This window comes from Curtobacterium sp. BRB10 (assembly GCF_031844325.1).
Classification (GTDB): Bacteria; Actinomycetota; Actinomycetes; order Actinomycetales; family Microbacteriaceae; genus Curtobacterium; species Curtobacterium poinsettiae_A.
Window position 1 is genome coordinate 79711 of record NZ_JAUZVA010000006.1, and the last position, 20227, is coordinate 99937.

Consider the following 20227-nt stretch of genomic DNA (forward strand, 5'->3'; position numbering starts at 1 on the left):
CTGGCGTTCGGGTCCAGCGCCGCTTGCGCAACCGAAGTGCCCCCGAACCGCGCGATCGCGTGGTTCGGGGGCACTTCGGCTCTGCGGCGTGTGGAACGTCGTGTACGTGGCTGTCCGGTCGCCGCACGGCCTCGGGTGCTTCGGAGGGACCGAGCGTTGCCTCGGGAGCGCGTCGCAACCACGGCGCGCAACCCTGAGGAGCTCCACCATGACCGAACCGTTCGCACGCCCGACCGCCCTGGCCCACGTCCGCGTCACCGTGACCGACATCCACCGCAGCAAGGCGTTCTACCAGCAGCTGCTCGGCACCGACCCGGCGATCGACTTCAGCGACCAGGTCGACGAGCCCGGCGTGCGCGAGGACCGCGAGCGCTTCTACGGCGGCTCCGTGTTCCAGCTCGGCGACCAGGTCTTCGGCCTCCGCCCGGTCGCCCCGGCGGGGCAGACGTTCAACCCGGACACCGTCGGCCTCGACCACGTGAGCTTCGTCGTGGGGTCGGTCGACGAGCTGCACCAGGCCGCTGCACGCCTCGACGCCGCGGGTGTCGAGCACGGCGAGGTGACCGACCTCGGGGACGCCGGCATGGTGATCCTGTCCGTGCAGGACCCCGACGACATCAACCTCGAGCTCGCTGCTCTGAAGGAGTGAGGTCCTCAGTCGGCGGCGGCGGGCTGTGACGCGACCATCGAGCCGGTCACGAGCTCGCGGAGTTCTGCGGGCAGCGGGACCGGACGGCGGGCGCCCTCGCGGTCGATGATGACGTGCACGAACTCACCCGTGGCGAGCAGGGCATCGTCGGACTGCCGGAACAGGCCGAACTCCCACGACAGGCTCGTGGTGCCGAGGTGCTTCGAGCGCATCCCGACCTCGATGACGTCCGGCCAGACGGCGGACTCGACGAACCGGCAGCTCGACGACACCAGGACGGCGATCCACTCCGACGAGAACGGGTCGAGCCCGGCGACCTCGCGGAACCAGTACGTCGACGCGTTGTCCATCGCCGAGTAGTAGATCGTGTTGTTCACGTGCCCGAACATGTCGTTGTCGTTCCACCTGGTGGGGTAGGTCCGACGGAACGGGTACTCGGCGATGGTCATCGGTCTCCGATCGGTGGTGCGGGTGTGGCGTGCACCGCGTCGGGCCGCAGGACGTACTCGAACGCCGCACGGGCCCGGTCGGGATCAGGGGTCTCACCGGAGATGAACTCGGCGTAGGTGAACGACTCGGAGATCCGGACGAGCAGCCGTGCGAGCTCCTCGGCCGACAACGGTGCCGGGTCGAACGTACCGGACGACTCCTGCTGCTCGATGAGTGCGGTGACCCGGGCGACGAACCGGCTCTGCACGTCGCTGTCCGAGGTGGTGAGCAGACGCATCGCCCGAGCGGGTTCGCGGGTCAGGAACGCCCGGAAGTACGGGGCGTCGATCAGGTCGGCGGTGAACCGGTCGAGCACGACGACGAGCCGGGCCGCTCCGGTCGCCCCGATCTCGTCGGCGGCGTGGGTGGCCCCGTCGAGGGTCGGGACTGCGAGGGACCACAGGATCTCGGACAGCAACCGGTCACGGTTGCCGACCCAGCGGAACAGCGACGTGCGGTCGACGCCGAGTGCTGCAGCCAACGCCCCCATGTCGATCCGTGAGCCGGCGATGAAGGTGTGACGGGCCTCCCGGAAGGCGCGCAGCGCTGAATCCGATGTGTACACGCGATCCTCTCTTGCAACGTTTTCGAGAATGATGCATCGTGGTTGCCATGTCAACGACCGTGCCCGCGACGCCCCTGCTCGAATCGGACTTCTACGGCTTCCAGCAGCAGCTCACGGAGCAGGAGCGCACGTCGCTCGGGCAGCTCCGGCAGTACCTCGAGCGCGAGGTCGCGCCCATCGCCGACGAGTACTGGGCGCGCGCCGAGTTCCCGATGCAGGTGATCGCGCCGCTGGCCGAGCTCGGCATGTACGGGCCGGGCGTCCCGCTCGTGCGGCAGTTCGAGAACTCGGCCGTGTACCGCGGCTGGGCGGCCCTCGAACTCGGACGTGTGGACGCGAGCGTCGCCACCTTCATCGGCGTGCAGTCCGGCCTGGCGATGAACTCGATCGCGGTCGCCGGCAGCGACGAACAGCAGCGCGAGTGGCTCCCGCGGATGGCCACGGGTGAGATCGTCGGGGCGTTCGGGCTCACCGAGCCGTACTCCGGCAGTGACTCGGCGAAGGGCCTGCGCACCACCGCCCGGCGCGAGGGCGACGAGTGGGTGCTCGACGGCGAGAAGCGCTGGATCGGCAACGCCACCTTCGCCGACGTCGTCGTGATCTGGGCGAAGGACGTCGCCGACGGTCAGGTCAAGGGCTTCCTCGTCACCACCGACACCGCGGGCTTCACCGCGACCAAGATCGAGGACAAGATCGCCCTGCGCGGCGTGCAGAACGCCGACATCGTCATGCAGGACGTCCGGGTGCCCGAGTCGCGTCGGCTGCAGAACGCGACGTCGTTCCGCTCGACCGCCGAGGTGCTCCGACTGACCCGCACCGAGGTCGCCTGGCAGGCCGTCGGCATCGCCGTCGGGGCGTACGAGGCCGCGCTGGCCTACGCCCGCGAGCGGATCCAGTTCGGTAAGCCGATCGCTGCGCACCAGCTCGTGCAGGACCTGCTCGTCAAGTCGCTGTCGAACATCACGGCCTCGATCGCACTGTGCACGCAGGCCTCGGCCATGCAGGACGCCGGCGTCGGCGGCGACGAGCACTCCGCGATGGCCAAGGCGTTCGCCACCGCGAAGATGCGGGAGACCGTCGCCTGGTGCCGCGAGGTGCAGGGCGGCAACGGCATCGTGCTCGACAAGGGCGTGGCCCGGTTCTTCGCCGACGCCGAGGCGATCTACTCGTACGAGGGCACGCGCGAGGTCAACACCCTGATCGTCGGTCGGGCGATCACCGGGCAGGCCGCGTTCGTCTAGCGGCCCGCCCGGCCCGCCCCGGATCGCCGGACGGGTGCGCTACCCGAGCAGCGCCGGCCGCTCCCACTCCTGGTCGAGCACGTGCTGCCCGAGGAACGCGAACACCGTCTCGTACCAGACCACGGCGTGCTGCGGAGCGAGCACCCAGTGGTTCTCGTCCGGGAAGTACAGGAACCGGTGCGGCATCGAGCCGTCGGGCGCCGCGTGGTGCTCCGCGAGCTCGGACCAGAGCCGCAGCCCCTCGCCGATCGGCACCCGGTAGTCCTTGTCGCCGTGGATGACGAGCATCGGTGACGTGATCTCGGCCACGAACCGGTGCGGGTCGTTCGCCGCGATCCCCTCGGCGTCGAAGATCGACGACCAGTACTGCGACGAGTCCGTCGTGCCGTTGAACTGCTCGAGCGCCCACAGGCTCGCGTGGGTGACGATCGCGCGGAAGCGGTCGGTGTGCCCGGCGACCCAGTTCGCCATGTACCCGCCGAACGACCCGCCCATCGCAGCGGTGCGGGTCGCGTCGATGTCCGCCCGCGCCTCGACCACGTCGGTGATCGCCATCAGGTCGGTGTACGGCGCCTGCCCCCAGGCGTTCCAGCCGCGGTTCACGAAGTCGAGTCCGTAGCCGGTGGACAGCGCGGGGTCCGGCAGCAGGACGGCGTAGCCCCGGGCTGCGAGCAGCATCGGGTTCCAGCGCCACGACCACTGGTTCCACGAGTTGAGCGGTCCGCCGTGGATCCACAGGACGAGCGGGTGCGGTCCCTCACCCTCGGGCACGACCAGCCAGCCGCGCACGCGGACGCCGTCGGCTGCGGTCGTCTCGACCTCTTCCAGGTGGGCGGGCACGTCCGGCAGGGGCGCCGGCGTCGCCAACGGGGTCACCGTGCCGTCCGCCGCGATCCGCACCGGGTGCAGCGGGGCCGCCCAGGAGGCCCGGAGCGCCACCACCACGCCCGTCGCCGCCGCCACGCGCAGGCTCGAGTACGCCCAGTCGTCGTGCGTCAGCTGCTCGACGGCTCCGCCGTCGAGGGGGATGCGGAAGACCGGCGCGCGGCCGTCCTGGTCGGCGACCGCCAGGAGCGCGCGGTCGCCGTGCTCGAACACGAGCTCGCTCGGCCAGCGGTCCCAGTCGGTCGCGACGCGGCGGGCGTCGGAGCCGTCGATCTCGGCGACCCAGACCTCCTGCTGGTTCGCGCCGGCCGGGGTGGAGCGGACGGTGCGGACCCAGGCGATCGTCCGGCCGTCGTGGCTGAGTGTCGGCATCTCGTGGTCGACGTCGACGTCGTCGAACAGCACCGTGCGGTGGCCGGTGGACAGGTCGATGGTGACGAGGGTCGAGCGGTCCCCCCGGGCCTCCCGGACGCCCACGGATGCCAGCAGGGCCGAGCCGTCGGGCGTGAGCGCGCCGCTGACGTGGTCGAGCGAGCGGCCGGGGGCCGGTGTGCGGTCGACGGGCCGGACGTGTCCGGCGCTGGCGCCGGCTGCGTCACTGTCGGTGTCGTCGCCGGCCGTGTCGGTGTCGTCGCCGGTCGTGTCGAGCGTCAGGACGTGCGTCTGCGCCGGGCCGAGGTCGTGGTCCCAGTACCGGACCGGGTAGGTCTCGTGCAGGATCGCGCGGACCTGCTTGGCCTTCCGGGTCTTCCGGAGCTCCGCGTCGGCTTCGAGCACGGTCGCGGGGTCGGACCCGGCGCCCGGCAGCAGGTCGGCGGTCAGTGCGACGACGTCCGACGACGCCGCGGTGGCCAGGACCCCACCGACGCCCCCGGCCAGGCGGGTGAGTGGGCGGGCCTCGCCACCGGTCGCGGGCAGGACCCAGAGCTGGGCCGCCTCGAGGTCGGTGGCGTCGGCGTCGGGCCGGGCGGAGACGAAGAGCAGGTCGCCGGTGCGGGTGAAGGCGATGCCGCCCTCGCCCTTGGCGGATCGCGTGAGGCGGACCGGGCGCGTGGCGGACGCGCCGGCGTCGTCCGTGTCCTCGGCCGGGGCTGCTGGCACCTGCCAGATCGACCGGCGGTACCCGGTGCCGTCCGCGTCGAGTGCACTGACCGTCAGGGCGACGCGGGTGCCGTCGGGACTGATGTCGATGCCGTCGACGCGGGGGAGCGCGACGTACTGGTCGAGGTCGGAGAACGGGGTGCTCATGCGTGCACGCTCGCCAGGTCCTCGGCCCAGAAGGCGGCGACCTGCTCGGCGACCGCGGTGCCCTGGGCGTGTCCGGCCTCGGCCGACGGCGCCTGGGTGGCGAGCGAGAGCGAGTTCGTGCCGAAGGCCTGCTGGGAGGCGCTGTCGGCCACCACGACCTCGACCGACGAACCACCGGCGCGCAGGGCCTCGACGGCGACGTCGAGCCACGGCCCGCACGGTGACGGCCCTTCGGGGCCGCAGGCGATGACGAGCACGCGCTCGTACCCGGCAGCGGCGTCGGCGTTGGTGCCGGAGCGGACACCACCGTCGACGTACGGGCGGCCGTCGATGACGACCGGTGTCCAGACGAAGGGCACCGAGCAGCTCGCCGCGACCGCGCGGGGGAGCGGCACGCCGTCGGCCGCCGTCAGCAGGCGGAAGGTGCCGTCGGTGGCGTCGACCGCGGTGACGGCGAGCGGCTTCTCCGGCCACTCGGTGGACGGGAGCGTCTCGCCGAAGGTCACCGTGCGCTCGTCGTCGCTCTGTCCGCCGACGACCTGCTGAGCGGCCTGACCGAGGCGAGCGCGGGCGTCCTGCTCGCCGGTCGCGCCCTGCAGTGCTGCGCCGATGTGCTGCTGCACAGCCTCGACGTCGATGGGGGCCGGCTCTTGGTAGGTGGTCGGCGCCGGGGTGTGCTGCTGGTCGTAGGCCTGCTGGACGGCACCGTTCCGGACGAACGCGCCGACAACGCTGCCGGCGCTGGTGCCGACGACGAGGTCGGCGGCGTCGAGGTCGACGCCGGCTTCCTGCAGGGCGACGAGGACACCGACTTCCCACGCGATGCCGGCGACACCTCCGCCACCGAGGACGAGGGCTCTGGATCCGGGAACGGGCGTGCTGACGTCGGTCATGTGTCCTGCTTACCAGCTGCGTGCGACGGGCTGGTCGAGCCCGGTGCGTCCTGTGGAGGATCCGCCTGTGGACAACCCCGTCCGCGTCGGTGGCGTGACCTAGCGTCGTGGTCATGGGGAACCAGCGTTCAGGACGGGTCGGCACGGTCGTGTGGCCGATCGTGGTGGCTGCTGCGCCCACCGCGGCGTTCCAGCTGCCGAACCTGTTCGTCGCGCCGGCGGTCCGACTGTCGCTCGTCGCGTTCGGGCTCGTCGTGCTCGTCGGAGCGGTGACGGTGCAGGTGGTCCGGACCCGACGCAGCGACGCTGCACGGTCGGTGGCCGAGGACAACGCCACCGCGGCGGAGCTCGAGCAGTCGACGGCGGTCCGGTACGCGTTCGGCCAGATCGCCACCCGGCTCGTCCGGTTCACCGAGCTGCCCAGGTCCGAGCGCCACGGCGAACTCGCGGTCGTCGCCGACCGCGTCGCCGTGGCCCTGGCGTTCTACCTGCTGCCGAAGGTGCCCGACGTCCGCGCCAACGTCTACCAGCTGTCCACCGATCTGCGGGCGCTCGAGCCGATCGGTCACGGTGGGGCCGGCGACACCGCCGGGGTCTTCCGAGCGGGCACGCCCTACGGTGACCGCAACCTCGAGTGGGTGCTGGTCGGGGGATCGCCCCGCATCGTCGGTGACCGCTCGGCCGATGTGGACGTCGACCAGGACCTGCCGGGCTTCGAGCCGCGGTACACCTCGTACGTCTCGGTGGTGATCCGGTCCGACCAGTACTCGTTCGGCATGCTCACCGTGGACTCCCCGGTCCCCGACGCGTTCACCGAACTCGACGCCAAGAACATCGCGATGATGGCGTCGTTCATGGCCGTCGCGTTCTCGCTGACCTACTCGTTCCCCGAGCGCGACCGCAATCCAAGGAAAGGCCCGTGATGCTCACACGCTCTGTCGGACGCTCGACGTACGATGCCCCCATGACGACCGTGAACCCTGCTCCGCCGTCGTTCGGGCGTGCCCGGATCTCCTCGCCGAACTGGAACGACACCACCACCGACGCCGACTACGAAGACCTCGACGTCATCGCCGCCAACATCGAACGCGAGCGCGCTGCAGCCCGGCTCCGGGTCACCGCAGCCATCGCCGCGCGTCTGGGGCGCTGACCCCTCCCGCATCGTCCACGACGAACGGCTCCCACGCGTGCGTGGGAGCCGTTCGTCGTCTGCGGAGCCCGAGCCGGATCCGGTGTCGCAGCTACGGCGCCTCGGACACGTCGATGAGCACCTTGCCGACGGTGTCCTGCTCGACCGCGTCGTGCGCCTGGGCGGTCTGCTCGAGCGCGAACCGGGTGAGCGGGAGCCCGGCGTCCTCGCCGACAGGCAGCACGCCGTCGTGCAGCGCCTCGGTGACGTCCGCGGCCGCCGCGGACAGCGCCTCGTCGCCGATCGTGTAGAGCAGCAGGAACTGGTAGCGGGCGTTCACGCTCATGTTCGGGCGGATCGGCAGGCTCGCCTCATCACCGCCGTTGTTCGCGTAGATCGACACGACGCCGTGGTTCGCCAGCACGTCGGCGACCAGCGCGGCGTTCTGCGGGATCGACACCTCGACGACGATGTCGACACCGTCCGGCGCGATCGCCCGGATGCGCTCGGCGGCGTCCTCCTCGCGGTAGTTCACGACGTGGTGGGCACCCGCCGCGGTCGCCAGTGCTGCCTTCGCGTCCGAGCTGATCGTGGTGATGACGGTCGCTCCGGCCCAGCGGGCGAGCTGGATCGCGGCGTGCCCCACGGCACCGGCTCCGCCGGCGACGAGCACGGTGAAACCGTCGAGGGCTCCGGGGCCCAGGCGTGCAGGGCCGTCCTCGTGGGTGGTGAGGGCCCGGTGCGCCGTCATCGCGGGGACGCCGAGCGAGGCGCCGACGTCGAACGAGACACCGTCGGGCAGCGGGACCACGCGCGACTCGGGCACGACCGTGTACTCCTGCGCGGTGCCGGTCGGCCGGGACGCCGCCGCCATGAAGAGCCAGACGCGGTCGCCGACGGCCAGTCCGTCGACTCCGGGGCCGACGGCGTCCACGACGCCCGCGCCGTCCTGGTTCGGCGTGATCTCGGGGAACGGCAGCCCGTCGCCGTACGTGCCGCCGGCGCGGGCCTTCCAGTCGGTCGGGTTGACGCCGGAGACGACGACGCGGACGCGGACCTCACCAGCGCCGGGTTCCGGGATGTCCCGCTCGACGAGTTCGAGGACGCTGCTGGCACCGGGCTTCGTGTAGACGATCGATCGCATGTCCCCAGGCAACCACTCGTCGCCGTCGGGGATTCCGGACGGGGGACACCGGGCCACATCGTGAGCGGAAGGTGTCGCGCGCGATCCTCGGACACGACCGTTTCTGCTCACCAGGGCCGGGGCGCACCGCGCCGCGCCTCAGCGCGCGTCGTACCCCTCGCGCGCCTCGGCGACGTCGGGCATGTGCGAGGTGGCCCAGTCCTCCAGCGGCACGAGCACGGTGCGCAGCGACCGCCCGAGCTCGGTCAGCTCGTACTCCACGTGCGGGGGGATCTCGGGGAACACCGTCCGCGTCACCATGCCGTCGCGTTCGAGCGCCCGCAGCGTCTGGGTGAGCATCTTCTGCGAGACCCCCTGTACCCGGGCCGCCACCGCCGAGTAGCGTGCGGGACCGTCGGCGAGGGCGCCGATCGTCAGCACGCTCCACCGGTCGCCGATGCGGTCGAGCAGCTGCCGACTGGGGCAGTCCGCCGCGTAGGGGCTGTACTCGAGTGCTGACATGGTGTCCTCCGTCACGCACCGCCAGGTGCCTACTTACTCGAAGAGAGTAACTCTTGTACGGTGACTGTCAACGTCACTGACGCCCAGCACGTCCACGAAGGGAACACCATGACCAACATCGTCGTCTTCGGAGGCACCGGCTACGCCGGCTCCGCCATCACCCACGAGGCACTCTCCCGCGGCATCGCCGTCACCGCGGTCGCCCGCGACACGAGCAAGCTCGAGCCGGCCGAGGGCCTCACCCTGGCGCAGGGTGACGCGTTCGACGCCGACTTCGTGTCCGAGGTGACCAAGGGCGCCGACGTCGTCATCGTCTCGCTCCACGCCGTGCAGGCCGACGGCAGCGAGTTGAAGGACAAGTTCCAGCACTTCGTCGACGCCGCCGCTGCAGCGGGTGCACGGCTCGGCATCGTCGGCGGTGCCGGCTCGATGCGCGTGTCCGAGGACGGCCCCCGCCTCTTCGACACCGACGGCTTCCCGGACGCTTTCAAGGGCGAGGCGAAGAGCCACGCGCAGATCCTCGACGCCCTCCGCACGTCGGACACCCAGGTCGACTGGTTCTACGCGAGCCCCGCCGCGGCCTTCGGCAGCTACAACCCGGGCGAGCGTCGCGGCACCTACCGTGTCTCGGACGAGGTCCTGCTCGCCGACGCCGAGGGCAACTCGGACATCTCCGGTGCCGACTACGCCATCGCGTTCGTCGACGAGATCGTCACCCCGGCGCACCACCAGACGCGCTTCGGCGTCGCCTACTGAGGCACTGCGCCTCGCAAGACACCGGTGTTCACGCAACACACCGCGGGATCCCGCGGCGTCGAGCGTGAACACCGGTGTTTTGCGTACCGCCGGGCGCGTCCAGGGCCCCCGTCAGTGCGCGACGATCGCCGGCACCGGCAGGTGGTGGCGCATGCGCACCGCCAGGTGCAGGCCGCCCCGACGGGCGAGCACGAGCGCGATGACGGCGGCGGCAGCGGCCGGCACACCACCGGCGACCATCATCCCCACGTGGGCGCCGAAGTGGTCGACGATCTGACCCATCAGCGGCCCACCGATCGCCTGCCCACCGAGCAGCACCAGGACGTACAGCGACATCACCCGGCCGCGGATCGCCACGTTCGACGACAGCTGCACGAGCGAGTTCGACGCGGTCTGGAACAGCAGTTGCGACATCCCGACGGCAACCAGCGCGACGGTGAACGGTGCGATCGCCGGGATCGACCCCGAGACGACGAGCAGGGCGCCCGTCCAGAACACCCCGCCGACGATGGTGCGGAGCCGGACGACGGCCCGGCGGGTGGACAGCAGCGCGCCGACCAGGGCGCCGATCGCCACCGCGGAGTTGAAGACCCCGTAGCCACCGGCACCGACGTCGTACACCTGTGACGCGAAGGCGGAGAGCAGCACGGGCATCGTCAACGCGAACACCGAGAAGAACGCGACGAGGATCACCGGCACGATGATCGTCGGCTTGTGCACGGCGTAGCGGAGGCCCTCCACGAGCTGGCCCTTGCCTCGCGGCGCCGGTGGTGTGCGGTGCAGTTCGGAGACCTTCAGGAACCCGAGCGTCACGATGACGGCGACGCAGGCGATCGCGTTCACGCCGAACGACCACCCCGCGCCGACCGCGACGAGCAGTGCCCCGGACAGCGCCGGACCGATCATGCCGCCGAGCTGGAACACCGACGAGTTCACGCTGATGGCGTTCCGCAGGTGCTTGTGGCCGACGATCTCGGTGACGAACACCTGCCGTGCCGGGTTGTCGATGACGGTGACCATGCCCACGAGGAACGCGATCACCCAGATGTGCCACGCCTCGACGACGCCGGCGAGCGTCAGGACGGCGAGCAGCGCGGACAGCACGGCGAAGGCGCCCTGCGTGATCATCATGAGCGCACGCTTCGAGAACCGGTCGACCAGGACGCCGCCGAGCAGCCCGAACAGCAGCATCGGTGCGAACTGGCAGGCGACCGTGATGCCGACCTGCGCGACCGACCCGGTCAGCTGCAGCACGAGCCAGTCCTGGGCGATCCGCTGCATCCAGCCGGCGGTCATCGCCACCAGGTTCGTCGCCGTGAACAGCCGGAAGTTCGGCACGGACAGGGCGATGAGCGTGTGGCGCCACGGGGGTCGCGTGGCCTGGATCGGGAGCGGTTCGGTGGGCGGGGGGAGGGTCGTCGGTGACGCGCTCACGGTGCGGGGTTCTCCGGACGTCGGTGTGGATCTGGTACCCCAACGAAACTACGTGGCCCCGGCCCATTCGATACCCCTATGGTGGCTATCACTCCATTGCGATGTCGAATGAGGTCGCACCGACGGAAGGCGCGACGTGCTCGATCCGGTCCTGTTGCAGACGTTCCTGGCCGTGGCGGAGACCGGCAGCTTCACGCAGGCCGGCACCCGGCTCGGCATCAGCCAGCCGACGGTGTCGCAGCACGTCCGGCGCCTGGAGACCGCCGTGGCGCGCACCCTCGTCGCCCGGGACACCCGCGGGGTCGCCCTGACCGACAACGGGGACGCGATGGCCGGGTTCGCGCGGACGATCCTCGCGGCGCACGCCACGGCCGACGCCTACTTCTCCGGCGCGGCCACCCGCGGGCGGCTGCGGTTCGGGGCGGCGGACGACCTCGCCATCACCCAGCTGCCGCGGATCCTGCGGGACTTCCGACGCCTGCACCCGCAGGTGAACCTCGAGCTCACGGTGAACCAGTCGTCGCCGCTGCTCCGCCGGGTGCACGCCGGCCAACTCGACCTGGTGTTCATCAAGCAGACGGCGGGGGAATCTGCCGAGGGCACCCGGGTCGCCACCGACCAGATGGTGTGGATGGCGCAGGACGGTATCGCCCTGGAACCCGGCGAACCCGTCCCGCTCATCGCGTACCAGGCGCCGAGCATCAGCCGGCAGATGGCGATCGACGCCCTCGAGGCCGCCGGCCGCACCTGGCGGATCACCTGCAACACCCGCGACGTCAACGGGGTGCTCGCCGCGGTTCGCGCGGGCATCGGCGTCGCGGTGTTCCCGCACTCGCTGATCCCGGCAGACCTGGTGAAGGTGTCGCAGCGGCTCGGGCTGCCGGACCTACCGGCGGTGGACTACGTCCTCATCGCGAACCCGACGGTGCAGCGGGAGCCGATCGACGCCCTGACGAACGCGATCCTGTCCCGCGGGGTCGTCCGCGCCGTCTGAGCGCTCGCCGCGCTACGGGCCGAGCGTCGGGGTCGTTCCGGTGCCGGTGACGTCCGGCAGCGTCACGCCCGCGAGCGGCAACAGCGCCGCCGCGACCGCCCACAGCAGCACGACCGTGCCGACGGCACCGAGCACGGTACCGAGCAGCGCGACCGGCCGCTGCCACGTGGCCGTCCGGTCGCGCAGCGTCACGATCGAGAGCACCAGCGCGAGCAGCCCGAGCACAACGCCGACACCGTGCACGGTCGCGGGAGCGGAGAACCACCAGGCCGCCAGACCGAGCGTCGCGATCCCGGTGACGGCACCGAGCACCGCTCCGGCGGTCGCGCCGAGCGGACGGCGCGGCTCCGGCACGGCGGCTGCGGGCACGGGCTGGTCGAGCAGTTCGGTCGGGAGGCCCGCCTCGCCCCCGCCGACACCCTGCGGCACCGGGGTGGGTGCGACCACGGCCGTGCTCGCGTCGGCGTGCCGGGTCGCGACGGTGGGGCCTCCGGGGGCGGTGGCTGGCGCAGCGTGCAGCACGGCGTCGAACGACCGTGTCGGTGCGGGTGCGGGTGCGGGTGCGGGTGCGGGTGTGGCGGACCGCGCGGCGGCCTGCTGGTGGGCGAAGCGTCGGGGTGTCCGGTAGCCGATCGGGCCGACGGGTTCGGGTTCGGTGCCCTCGACGACCACGTGTTCGAGGCCGGGCACCGAGAACCGGGGCTGTCCGGCGACGGGCACCGCGGGTGCGGCGGTCGGCGGCGCCGGGGTGGCCTCCGGCGACGGGGCGGTGAGCGGTGCGACGAGCGGTGTCGCGTCCGCCGAGGCGGGTGCGGCGGCGACCGGGGAGACCGGCACCACGAGCCCGGACGCAGGGACGACCGACGACGGCGGCACCGCGGGGGTCTCGAACGGCACGGTGTGCACGTTCGGTGACGTCGGGGCCGGGGGCAGCAGTTCCTGCTGCGGCGGGAAGTCCGGCACGGGGGCGTCGGCCTCGACCAGTGCGGCGATCGACGCGGGTTCGGACGTCGCTGCGTGCGCGTCGGGCGCATGCGCTGCGGGTGCCGCCGCGGCGGGTGCCTGCGCTGCGGTGGCCTGCGCTGCGGTTGTCTGCTCCGCGGTTGCCTGCGCTGCGGTTGTCTGCTCGACCGCGGTGTTCCCGGCCGGGGTGACCGTGGTCGGTGGGACCGGCGCCGCGTGAGCGGCGCGTGACGAGCCGGGGGTGGGGCGGGCCTCCCGTCCGGAGGCGTTCACGTGACCGGCAGCGGCGACTCGCTCGGCCGCGACCTCGTCGACGGGCGGCGCGGTCACCCAGGCCGGGACGGGCCGACGGGGCCGGTCCGATTCGGGCATGCGATGCGCTGCCACTGCGGCGCTCCTTCCGTCGACTGATCCATGCTCAGTTGTAGCGGCAACCGCTGGGAGGATCGCAGCCCCAGTTCGGGGTCGCCGGTACGTTCGGGTGATGACCGGAATCGAACACCGTCCCCTGGGCCCCTCGGGGCTCGTCGTCTCCACCGTCGGCCTCGGCTGCAACAACTTCGGGCGGCGGGGAACCGCGTCCGAGTCGCAGGAGGGCACCGACGCCGTCGTCGCCGCGGCACTCGACGCCGGGGTGACGCTCTTCGACACCGCCGACATCTACGGCGGCGTGCCGGGCATGTCCGAGGAGATGCTCGGACGCTCGATCCGCGGTCGCCGTGACGAGATCGTCCTCGCCACGAAGTTCGGCATGGACATGCAGGGTGCGAACGGGCCGGACTGGGGTGTCCGAGGGTCCCGCCGGTACGTGCGGCTCGCGGTCGAGTCGTCGCTCCGCCGCCTCGGGACGGACTGGATCGACCTGTACCAGATGCACCGGCCCGACGACGTGACGCCGATCGAGGAGACCCTGTCGGTCCTCGACGACCTGGTGCGCGAGGGCAAGATCCGGTACGTCGGGCACTCGAACTTCGCCGGCTGGCAGATCGCCGAGGCCGAGCTCACGGCGTCGATCGCCGGCACCACCGCGTTCGTGTCCGCACAGAACGAGTACAGCCCGCTCGCCCGGGATGCCGAGGCCGAGGTCCTGCCGGCCGTGCGGGCGTACGCGCTCGGGTTCCTGCCGTTCTTCCCGCTGTACAACGGGCTGCTCACCGGCAAGTACACGAAGGCGGGCGGCCCGGCCGACGGGCGGCTGACGACCTCGAAGCCGCAGGTGCTCGAGGACGCCCCGTGGGACGTGCTCGACGACTACCAGCGGTTCTGCGACCTCCGGGGCGTCACGATGCTGCAGGCGACGTTCGCGTGGCTCCTGGCGCAGCCGGGGCTGTCGAGCGTCATCGCGGGGGCGACGAAGCCGGAACAGATCACGCAGAACGTCGAGGCCGGCACGACGTGGACGCCGACCGAGGACGACATCGCCGACATGACGACGATCTTCGACCGGGCCTGAGCACGCGGGGCCGGTTCGCGCCGGCTGGACCCGTGGACTAGCGGGTCGCGGCGGCCAGGGCGTCGCGCAGCTCGGCAGCGGTCATCCGCGGGCCGTAGCCGGGGGTGTCCCGCTGGATGCGCCAGCCCTCGGCGAGCGGACCGGCGTCGACGACGTCGAAGCCGAACGCGTCGATGAGCTCGGTGACGGTCTGCTTGGCGGAGTCGTCGTCGCCGGCGATGACGAGGGCACGTCGGTCCGGGGTGCCGGTGGGCGTCGCGTGGCCGGTCAGGTCGTCGGCGCCGATGTGGTTGAACGCCTTCACGACACGGGCGCCGGGCAGGTGGTCCTGCAGCATCTCGGCGGTGGTCGTGGACTGGTCGTCGAGGGCGGCGATGTGGCCGTCGCGCTCCCAGTAGTAGTTGTTCGTGTCGATGACGACCTTGCCGACTAGGGGCTCGACGGGGATCGTCTCGATCGCGGCGAGCGGCACCGTCACGACGACGATCTCGCCCGCTGCTGCTGCCTCGTCGCGGGTCGCTGCGCGTGCGTCGTCGCCGAGTTCGGTGACCAGGTCGGTGAGGGTCTCCGGGCCGCGGGAGTTCGCGATGACGACCCGGTGGCCGTTCCGTACCGCGAGTCGTGCGAGCTGGGATCCGATGTTGCCGGCGCCGATGATTCCGATGGTTGTCATGGTGTCCCAGCAACGCTGCTCGACGTCGTGCATTCCCGGGGGCACGAACGCCTCGCCGGGAGCATGATGGCGGGCATGGACCACGAGTTCCGCGACGAGACCGACCAGGACCGCTACGCGATGTACGTCGACGGTGAGCTCGTGAGCGTGCTCGACTACCGCGTCAACGGTGACGCTGTTGCGTTCCCGCACACCTACACGGTCCCGAAGCACCGTGGCCACGGCTACGCGGCGCAACTCGTCGAGTACGCCGTCGCCGACGTCGAGTCGTCGACCACGAAGCGCATCGTCCCGATGTGCTGGTTCGTCGGCAAGTGGTTCGACGAACATCCCGAGAAGGCCGACCTGCTCAGCCGCGGCGCCGCGGACTGAGCACCGAACGAAGGGGCTCTCGTGCCCACCATCACCCCGTTCCTCTGGTACGACGACCAGGCCGAACAAGCGGCCGAGTACTACGTCGGACTGTTCCCCGACAGCCGCGTCGACAGCGTGAGCCGGATGCCCGACGGCCGTGCCCTGGTCGTCGAGTTCACGCTGCTCGGTGCGCCGTACCGCGCGATGAACGGCGGTCCCGGGCACCCACACACCGACGCGGTCTCGTTCCAGATCGACGTGGACACGCAGGACGAGCTCGACCGTCTGTGGGACGCCCTGCTCGCCGACGGCGGGAGCCCGATGGCGTGCGGCTGGTTGACCGACCGTTGGGGTCTGGCATGGCAGGTGACCCCGTCGATGCTGGGCGAGTTGATGAGCGGATCGGGTGATCCGGAGGCCAACGCACGCGTGTTCGAGGCGATGATGCAGATGGTCAAGCTGGACATCCCCGCACTGCAGGCCGCGGCGGCCGGTCGCTGACCCCGGACCACACGGAGCCGCCGGTAGTGTGACCGGACCAGGAGACCGCCGGCAGGCGCCGGCACAGACAGGCTGGAGCCACCATGGACCACCCGAGTTCGAGGGTCCGCAACAGCGACATCAGCCGGGCGTACACCGAGCTCGCCCGCATCACCCGTCGGGCGAGCATCCGCGCCCGTGGCTCGGACCAGGTGTTGAGCGTCGTCGACCAGTCCCTCGTCGACTTCGTCGTCCAGCACCCGGGCTGCATGGCCATCGACATCGCCCGCTACCTGCGGTTGAACCGTTCGACGATCTCGCGGCAGCTGTCCGGGCTCCTCGCGGCCGGACTGGTGCGGACGACCGACGGCGGCAGCGGCAACGCGAAGCCGCTCGAGGCGACCGACGCCGGCCGAGCGGCTCTGGAGCGGTCGGTGCAGCTGCACCGCGACGCGCTCGAGGAACGGCTCGCCGACTGGTCGGACGACGACATCGCGCTGCTCGCCGGGCTGCTGGAGCGCCTCGGCGCGTCGGACGAGGCCGGGCTCCCGATGCCGGCACCCACCGAGCCGTGACGACGTCGTTCGTCCTGCTGTCCGACACACACCTGCCGAAGCGCGCGAAGGACCTGCCGCCCGGGCTGTGGGCCGACGTCGACGCGGCCGACCTCGTGGTGCACGCGGGGGACTGGGTCGACCTGGCCACCCTCGACGCCGTGCAGGCGCGGTCCCGCCGGTTCGAGGGCGTGCGGGGCAACAACGACGGTCCGGAGTTCGACGACCGGCTGCCGCTCGTCGCCCGGTTCGGTGTCGAGGACCTGCGCTTCGCCCTGGTGCACGAGACCGGTGCCGCGACGGGTCGGGAGCGGCGGACGGACGCCGAGTACCCGGACACCGACGTGCTCGTCTTCGGCCACTCGCACATCCCGTGGGACACCGTGGCGCCGTCGGGGATGCGCTTGCTGAACCCCGGTTCGCCGACCGACCGACGTCGCCAGCCCGACCACACGTGGATGCGCGGCACGGTCAGCGGCGCCGAGCTGTCCGTCGAACTCGTGCGGCTGCCCCCGGTCGCCCGCTAGCCCCGGTCGCGTGCCTCCGTCGGCATCCGGAAGAACGCGAGCTCCCACTCCGCCGACCGCCGGAACGCCCGCGCCATCCGCCCGCGCTCGTCGGGCGTCGCGGCACGGGCCAGTTCCTCGACGAGCCGGGTCGCCTCGGCACTCGACGCCGCGAACCCCGGGTCCCCGTACGCCGTGATCCAGTCCGAGAAGGCGTGCCCGTCCGGAGCGACCCCGAGCTGCGACCCGACCCAGGCGTAGACCCGGAAGCAGGGCAGCACCGCGGCGGCGAGCACCGCACGGGAGCCGGAGTCGGCGGCCTCCTGCAGGTGTGCGAGGTACCCGGAGCACGTGGGGTGCACGGGATCGTCGGCGTGCGAGCCGGCCAGCCGACGGTGGTGCAGGTCGCGCGCCTCGTCGGCACACCCCTGCGCTGCTGCCGCCCAGAACGCAGCAGCATCGTCAGCAGCGCCAGCGCCAGCGCCAGCGCCAGCGCCAGCGCCAGCGCCGATGCCAGCGCCAGCGCCAGCGCCGGCACCGGCATCGGCGCAACCGACCCCGAGCGCCGCCAGGTGCCCCTCGTACGCCCGCAGGTAGTGGACGTCCTGCGCCAGGTACCCCGCGAACACCTCCGGTTCGAGCGTCCCGTCGCGGAGCCCCACCAGGAACGCGCAGCCGATCGTCTCGTCCAGCACCGACGCCGCATCCGCCCACCACACGTCCGTGTAGGACAGTCCAGGCAGGGCCGTCCGTGCCTGCGCGCCGTGGTCGACCGGGCCGTTGCCGGTCCCGACCGACAGCGCATCCGCTCCGCGCAGCGCCGCCGTCAGCCACTCCTTCGCCACCCCGACCGCGAGGTCCCAGTCGCCGAGCCGCGCGGCGAGCGTCGCGATCGCACTGGAGAGCGAGCACCCGGTGCCGTGGGTGTTCGTCGTCGCGACCCGGGGGCCGGCGAACACCCGCACGGTGCCGTCCGGTGCCACGAGCACGTCGTCGGAGGTCGGCCCCTCGTCGTGGCCGCCCTTCGCCAGCACCAGGACGTCCCACCGCGCCGCCACGGCACGCGCGGCATCCAGCGACGAGGCCGACGTCGATGCAGACGAACCGGAACCAGCCGCGCCCGACCCGGCCAGCTCCGCCAGCACCACGAGCTCGGCCTGGTTCGGTGTCACCAGGTCGGCGAGCGCGAACAGCGCCCCCATGGCCGACGCAGCGTCCTCGTCGAGCAGCCGGTCCCCGCTCGTCGCCACCATCACCGGGTCGACGACGACCACCGGCGGCCGGTGCTCCCGCAGCCAGTCCGTCACGACGCGCACGATGCCGGCGGTGCCCAGCATCCCGATCTTCACCGCGTCGACCACGACGTCGTCCGACACCGCGTCGAGCTGCTCCCGCAGGAACCCGACGTCCGGCACGTGCACCGACCGCACCCCGTGCGTGTTCTGTGCGACGAGCGCCGTCACGACCCCCATCCCGTACCCGTCGTGCGCGGCGATCGCCTTGAGGTCCGCCTGCATCCCGGCGCCGCCCGTCGGGTCGGTCCCGGCGATGCTCAGCACCCGTGGGACGCTCATGCGTCCGCCCCGTGGTGCGTGGCGTCGGACGGGAGGCCCGGCACGGCCCCCGCGGACCGGCCCGCCCCCGCCCCGTGGTCGGGACCCGGACCGGGTCCACCGTCCCACGCGGCCACGTACGCCGCCGCGGCGGATCCGGGGTCGGCCGCGGCGCAGATGCCCGACACGATCGCGACGCCCGCGGCACCGGCTGCCCGGAGCGGCACGACGTCGTCGAGGGTCACCCCGCCGATCGCCACGCACGGCAGGTCGGTGGCGGCGGCCAACCGGGCGAACCCGTCGTGGCCGAGGGCCGGCGGGTGGTCGGCCTTCGTCGCCGTGGGGTGCACGACCCCGACCCCGAGCAGGTCCACGGTGCCGCGCGGGAGTCGTTCGACGGCAGCCAGGTGCGCGAGCGTGTTCGCGGTGAGGCCCACGTGGGCGTCCGCTCCGAGCAGGGCACGGGCGGCCGTGACAGGGACGTCGGACTGGCCGAGGTGCACGCCCGCGACCCGGTGTCCCGCCTGCCGTGCGGCGAGGACGACGTCGAGCCGATCGTCGACCACCACCCTCGCGCGGTCCCCGACGGCGTCGGCGACCGCGGCCGCCAGGGCGAGCAGGTCACGCGCGGAGGCGTCCTTGTCCCGCACCTGCACGATCCGCACCCCGGCATGGACGGCGGCGCGGACGACCCCGAGCACCCCGATGCCGTGCCGGTCGGCCAGGGCACCGTCGGTCACCAGGTAGACGCCGAACCCGACGGACCGCAGCCCGCTCATGCCGACACCGCCCGGGCATCGACAGGAGCGGTCTCAACCGTGATCCGGGCCTCGCGGACGACGTCCTCCGGGGTCAGCGACGCCAGCCGGTCGAGGAACAGCGGCTGGAAGGTCCCCGGTCCGCCGGCGTCCCGTGCCGCCAGCTCGGCGGCGATCGTGTGCACCGCGGTGGCGGCGACGGCAGCGGCACCCGCGTCCTCCGGCGCGACCGACGTGAACGCGGCGACGACCGCGCCGAGCGCGCACCCGCCACCGGTGATCCGCGTCAACAGGTCGGTGCCGTTCGCCACCCGAACCACACCGATGCCGGGCGCGACCAGCAGGTCGACCGCACCCGACACGGCCACCGCGGCCACGAGCCTCCCGTCCGACGCAGCGACGGACGCGACCCGGGCGCCGTCCGTGCCCACCGTGCTGTCGACCCCGCGGCCACCGGCCGAGTCACCGAGCAGGGCGAGCACCTCGGACGCGTTGCCGCGCAGCACCGTGGGGTGCAGCGCGAGCAGGTCGCGCGCCAGCGCGGTCCGCACCGGCAGCGAGCCGACGGCCACCGGGTCGAGGACCCACGGGGTGCCCGCGTCACGGGCCGCGTGCACGGCCTCGAGCGCGGCGACCCGCGGTTCGGCGTGCGGGGTGCCGGTGTTCACCAGCAGGGCATCCGCGACGCGGGCGAACGGCCCCGCCTCGGTCGCCACGTCGACCATCGCGGGCGAGGCCCCGAGTGCGAGCAGCACGTTCGCCGTGACGTTCTGCACGACGGTGTTCGTGATGCACTGCACCAGCGGGGCCCGGGCACGCACGGCCTCGAGCAGTTCGGCGGTTCGGTGGGCCCAGGCAGGGGAGGGCGCAGCGTTCTCCATGGACGATCCCTTCGCGAGTACGAGCTCGAGCAGGTTCGACGGGTGTGATCTCAGCCGCTGGATGCGGCACCCCGTGTCTCGAGCGACACCGTACACGACGCCCGGTGACCACTTCGAGGCCCGC

23 protein-coding genes and 1 riboswitch are annotated in these 20227 nt (G+C 72.3%); of the genes, 11 read left to right on the forward strand and 12 right to left on the reverse strand.

Going from position 1 to position 20227, the window contains the following annotated elements:
* The first annotated feature begins 208 nt into the window (after positions 1 to 208).
* Complete coding sequence (locus tag Q9R26_RS13840; protein WP_182065547.1) at positions 209 to 649, forward strand: VOC family protein; 441 nt, start codon at positions 209 to 211, stop codon at positions 647 to 649.
* A 5-nt stretch (positions 650 to 654) separates the two neighbouring features.
* On the opposite strand, the gene Q9R26_RS13845 is transcribed toward Q9R26_RS13840, so the two are convergent.
* Both Q9R26_RS13845 and Q9R26_RS13850 read right to left on the reverse strand, forming a co-directional pair.
* The gene (locus tag Q9R26_RS13845; protein ID WP_311227596.1) at positions 655 to 1098 is read right to left on the reverse strand and encodes a thioesterase family protein; all 444 of its coding nucleotides are present in this window, start codon (positions 1096 to 1098) and stop codon (positions 655 to 657) included.
* Complete coding sequence (locus Q9R26_RS13850) at positions 1095 to 1703, reverse strand: QsdR family transcriptional regulator (RefSeq protein ID WP_071247243.1); 609 nt, start codon at positions 1701 to 1703, stop codon at positions 1095 to 1097. The genes Q9R26_RS13845 and Q9R26_RS13850 overlap by 4 nt, the downstream gene beginning before the upstream one ends.
* A 47-nt stretch (positions 1704 to 1750) precedes the next feature.
* On the opposite strand from Q9R26_RS13850, the gene Q9R26_RS13855 reads away from it, so the two are divergent.
* Entirely contained in the window at positions 1751 to 2944 is a 1194-nt protein-coding gene (locus tag Q9R26_RS13855; RefSeq protein WP_311227597.1) for an acyl-CoA dehydrogenase family protein, read from the forward strand.
* A gap of 39 nt (positions 2945 to 2983) precedes the next feature.
* Here Q9R26_RS13855 and Q9R26_RS13860 read toward each other — a convergent pair whose 3' ends face one another.
* Both Q9R26_RS13860 and Q9R26_RS13865 read right to left on the reverse strand, forming a co-directional pair.
* Positions 2984 to 5077 (reverse strand): alpha/beta fold hydrolase, encoded by a 2094-nt coding sequence (locus Q9R26_RS13860; RefSeq protein WP_311227598.1) that lies wholly within the window; start codon positions 5075 to 5077, stop codon positions 2984 to 2986.
* Complete coding sequence (locus Q9R26_RS13865; RefSeq protein WP_311227599.1) at positions 5074 to 5970, reverse strand: patatin-like phospholipase family protein; 897 nt, start codon at positions 5968 to 5970, stop codon at positions 5074 to 5076. Before Q9R26_RS13865 ends, Q9R26_RS13860 begins: the two co-directional genes overlap by 4 nt.
* A gap of 113 nt (positions 5971 to 6083) precedes the next feature.
* On the opposite strand from Q9R26_RS13865, the gene Q9R26_RS13870 reads away from it, so the two are divergent.
* Positions 6084 to 6893, forward strand: a complete 810-nt coding sequence (locus tag Q9R26_RS13870; protein WP_182065539.1) for a hypothetical protein — start codon at positions 6084 to 6086, stop codon at positions 6891 to 6893.
* Between the two features lie 41 nt (positions 6894 to 6934).
* Positions 6935 to 7120 carry a hypothetical protein gene (locus Q9R26_RS13875; protein WP_111093138.1) on the forward strand — a complete coding sequence of 62 codons (186 nt, stop codon included), beginning with the start codon at positions 6935 to 6937 and terminating at the stop codon, positions 7118 to 7120.
* A gap of 91 nt (positions 7121 to 7211) precedes the next feature.
* On the opposite strand, the gene Q9R26_RS13880 is transcribed toward Q9R26_RS13875, so the two are convergent.
* On the reverse strand, positions 7212 to 8243 hold the full coding sequence (locus tag Q9R26_RS13880; RefSeq protein WP_209134772.1) for an NADPH:quinone reductase: 1032 nt from the start codon (positions 8241 to 8243) through the stop codon (positions 7212 to 7214).
* A 138-nt stretch (positions 8244 to 8381) separates the two neighbouring features.
* Positions 8382 to 8744 carry a helix-turn-helix domain-containing protein gene (locus Q9R26_RS13885; protein WP_071247254.1) on the reverse strand — a complete coding sequence of 121 codons (363 nt, stop codon included), beginning with the start codon at positions 8742 to 8744 and terminating at the stop codon, positions 8382 to 8384.
* Positions 8745 to 8852: 108 nt separating this feature from the next.
* Between Q9R26_RS13885 and Q9R26_RS13890 the strand changes: the two genes are divergently transcribed.
* Positions 8853 to 9500, forward strand: coding sequence for an NAD(P)H-binding protein (locus tag Q9R26_RS13890; RefSeq protein ID WP_311227600.1), 648 nt, complete (start codon positions 8853 to 8855; stop codon positions 9498 to 9500).
* A gap of 111 nt (positions 9501 to 9611) precedes the next feature.
* Here Q9R26_RS13890 and Q9R26_RS13895 read toward each other — a convergent pair whose 3' ends face one another.
* Positions 9612 to 10934 (reverse strand): MFS transporter, encoded by a 1323-nt coding sequence (locus Q9R26_RS13895; RefSeq protein ID WP_311227601.1) that lies wholly within the window; start codon positions 10932 to 10934, stop codon positions 9612 to 9614.
* Between the two features lie 136 nt (positions 10935 to 11070).
* Here Q9R26_RS13895 and Q9R26_RS13900 point away from each other — a divergent pair, with 136 nt between their 5' ends.
* Positions 11071 to 11928, forward strand: a complete 858-nt coding sequence (locus Q9R26_RS13900; RefSeq protein WP_017886578.1) for a LysR substrate-binding domain-containing protein — start codon at positions 11071 to 11073, stop codon at positions 11926 to 11928.
* Positions 11929 to 11940: 12 nt separating this feature from the next.
* On the opposite strand, the gene Q9R26_RS13905 is transcribed toward Q9R26_RS13900, so the two are convergent.
* Positions 11941 to 13263 carry a hypothetical protein gene (locus Q9R26_RS13905; RefSeq protein ID WP_311227602.1) on the reverse strand — a complete coding sequence of 441 codons (1323 nt, stop codon included), beginning with the start codon at positions 13261 to 13263 and terminating at the stop codon, positions 11941 to 11943.
* Positions 13264 to 13375: 112 nt separating this feature from the next.
* On the opposite strand from Q9R26_RS13905, the gene Q9R26_RS13910 reads away from it, so the two are divergent.
* The gene (locus Q9R26_RS13910; RefSeq protein ID WP_311227603.1) at positions 13376 to 14344 is read left to right on the forward strand and encodes an aldo/keto reductase; all 969 of its coding nucleotides are present in this window, start codon (positions 13376 to 13378) and stop codon (positions 14342 to 14344) included.
* Positions 14345 to 14381: 37 nt separating this feature from the next.
* Here Q9R26_RS13910 and Q9R26_RS13915 read toward each other — a convergent pair whose 3' ends face one another.
* Positions 14382 to 15017 (reverse strand): NAD(P)-binding domain-containing protein, encoded by a 636-nt coding sequence (locus tag Q9R26_RS13915; protein ID WP_311227604.1) that lies wholly within the window; start codon positions 15015 to 15017, stop codon positions 14382 to 14384.
* Positions 15018 to 15092: 75 nt separating this feature from the next.
* On the opposite strand from Q9R26_RS13915, the gene Q9R26_RS13920 reads away from it, so the two are divergent.
* The 4 genes from Q9R26_RS13920 to Q9R26_RS13935 all read left to right on the forward strand — a co-directional run bounded on the left by Q9R26_RS13920 (position 15093) and on the right by Q9R26_RS13935 (position 16932).
* A complete protein-coding gene (locus tag Q9R26_RS13920; protein WP_209134762.1) occupies positions 15093 to 15389 on the forward strand; it encodes a GNAT family N-acetyltransferase in 297 nt (98 codons plus the stop codon).
* Between the two features lie 21 nt (positions 15390 to 15410).
* Positions 15411 to 15872, forward strand: a complete 462-nt coding sequence (locus tag Q9R26_RS13925) for a VOC family protein (RefSeq protein ID WP_071247264.1) — start codon at positions 15411 to 15413, stop codon at positions 15870 to 15872.
* A gap of 83 nt (positions 15873 to 15955) precedes the next feature.
* Complete coding sequence (locus Q9R26_RS13930; RefSeq protein ID WP_259577497.1) at positions 15956 to 16426, forward strand: MarR family winged helix-turn-helix transcriptional regulator; 471 nt, start codon at positions 15956 to 15958, stop codon at positions 16424 to 16426.
* On the forward strand, positions 16423 to 16932 hold the full coding sequence (locus Q9R26_RS13935; RefSeq protein ID WP_182065521.1) for a metallophosphoesterase: 510 nt from the start codon (positions 16423 to 16425) through the stop codon (positions 16930 to 16932). Before Q9R26_RS13930 ends, Q9R26_RS13935 begins: the two co-directional genes overlap by 4 nt.
* Here the strand turns inward: Q9R26_RS13935 and thiD are convergent.
* From thiD to thiM, 3 genes are all read right to left on the reverse strand, one after another.
* Positions 16929 to 18485: a bifunctional hydroxymethylpyrimidine kinase/phosphomethylpyrimidine kinase gene (gene thiD, locus Q9R26_RS13940; RefSeq protein WP_311227605.1), complete on the reverse strand. Its 1557-nt coding sequence runs from the start codon at positions 18483 to 18485 to the stop codon at positions 16929 to 16931. The genes Q9R26_RS13935 and thiD overlap by 4 nt on opposite strands.
* Positions 18482 to 19243 (reverse strand): thiamine phosphate synthase, encoded by a 762-nt coding sequence (thiE, locus tag Q9R26_RS13945; RefSeq protein WP_311227606.1) that lies wholly within the window; start codon positions 19241 to 19243, stop codon positions 18482 to 18484. Before thiE ends, thiD begins: the two co-directional genes overlap by 4 nt.
* Complete coding sequence (thiM, locus tag Q9R26_RS13950) at positions 19240 to 20103, reverse strand: hydroxyethylthiazole kinase (RefSeq protein WP_311227607.1); 864 nt, start codon at positions 20101 to 20103, stop codon at positions 19240 to 19242. The genes thiE and thiM overlap by 4 nt, the downstream gene beginning before the upstream one ends.
* Positions 20092 to 20187, reverse strand: a riboswitch (TPP riboswitch). Its footprint overlaps the gene before it by 12 nt.
* Between the last annotated feature and the right edge of the window lie 40 nt (positions 20188 to 20227).

Coding starts and splice junctions, on each gene's coding strand:
- thiM (WP_311227607.1), bottom strand. CDS start 20,103: ATGGAGAACGCTGCGCCCTCCCCTGCCTGGGCCCACCGAACCGCCGAA.
- Q9R26_RS13880 (WP_209134772.1), bottom strand. CDS start 8,243: ATGCGATCGATCGTCTACACGAAGCCCGGTGCCAGCAGCGTCCTCGAA.
- Q9R26_RS13885 (WP_071247254.1), bottom strand. CDS start 8,744: ATGTCAGCACTCGAGTACAGCCCCTACGCGGCGGACTGCCCCAGTCGG.
- Q9R26_RS13865 (WP_311227599.1), bottom strand. CDS start 5,970: ATGACCGACGTCAGCACGCCCGTTCCCGGATCCAGAGCCCTCGTCCTC.
- Q9R26_RS13920 (WP_209134762.1), top strand. CDS start 15,093: ATGGACCACGAGTTCCGCGACGAGACCGACCAGGACCGCTACGCGATG.
- Q9R26_RS13870 (WP_182065539.1), top strand. CDS start 6,084: ATGGGGAACCAGCGTTCAGGACGGGTCGGCACGGTCGTGTGGCCGATC.
- thiE (WP_311227606.1), bottom strand. CDS start 19,243: ATGAGCGGGCTGCGGTCCGTCGGGTTCGGCGTCTACCTGGTGACCGAC.
- Q9R26_RS13910 (WP_311227603.1), top strand. CDS start 13,376: ATGACCGGAATCGAACACCGTCCCCTGGGCCCCTCGGGGCTCGTCGTC.
- Q9R26_RS13840 (WP_182065547.1), top strand. CDS start 209: ATGACCGAACCGTTCGCACGCCCGACCGCCCTGGCCCACGTCCGCGTC.
- Q9R26_RS13915 (WP_311227604.1), bottom strand. CDS start 15,017: ATGACAACCATCGGAATCATCGGCGCCGGCAACATCGGATCCCAGCTC.
- Q9R26_RS13860 (WP_311227598.1), bottom strand. CDS start 5,077: ATGAGCACCCCGTTCTCCGACCTCGACCAGTACGTCGCGCTCCCCCGC.
- Q9R26_RS13930 (WP_259577497.1), top strand. CDS start 15,956: ATGGACCACCCGAGTTCGAGGGTCCGCAACAGCGACATCAGCCGGGCG.
- Q9R26_RS13855 (WP_311227597.1), top strand. CDS start 1,751: ATGTCAACGACCGTGCCCGCGACGCCCCTGCTCGAATCGGACTTCTAC.
- Q9R26_RS13890 (WP_311227600.1), top strand. CDS start 8,853: ATGACCAACATCGTCGTCTTCGGAGGCACCGGCTACGCCGGCTCCGCC.
- Q9R26_RS13905 (WP_311227602.1), bottom strand. CDS start 13,263: ATGCCCGAATCGGACCGGCCCCGTCGGCCCGTCCCGGCCTGGGTGACC.
- Q9R26_RS13845 (WP_311227596.1), bottom strand. CDS start 1,098: ATGACCATCGCCGAGTACCCGTTCCGTCGGACCTACCCCACCAGGTGG.
- Q9R26_RS13875 (WP_111093138.1), top strand. CDS start 6,935: ATGACGACCGTGAACCCTGCTCCGCCGTCGTTCGGGCGTGCCCGGATC.
- thiD (WP_311227605.1), bottom strand. CDS start 18,485: ATGAGCGTCCCACGGGTGCTGAGCATCGCCGGGACCGACCCGACGGGC.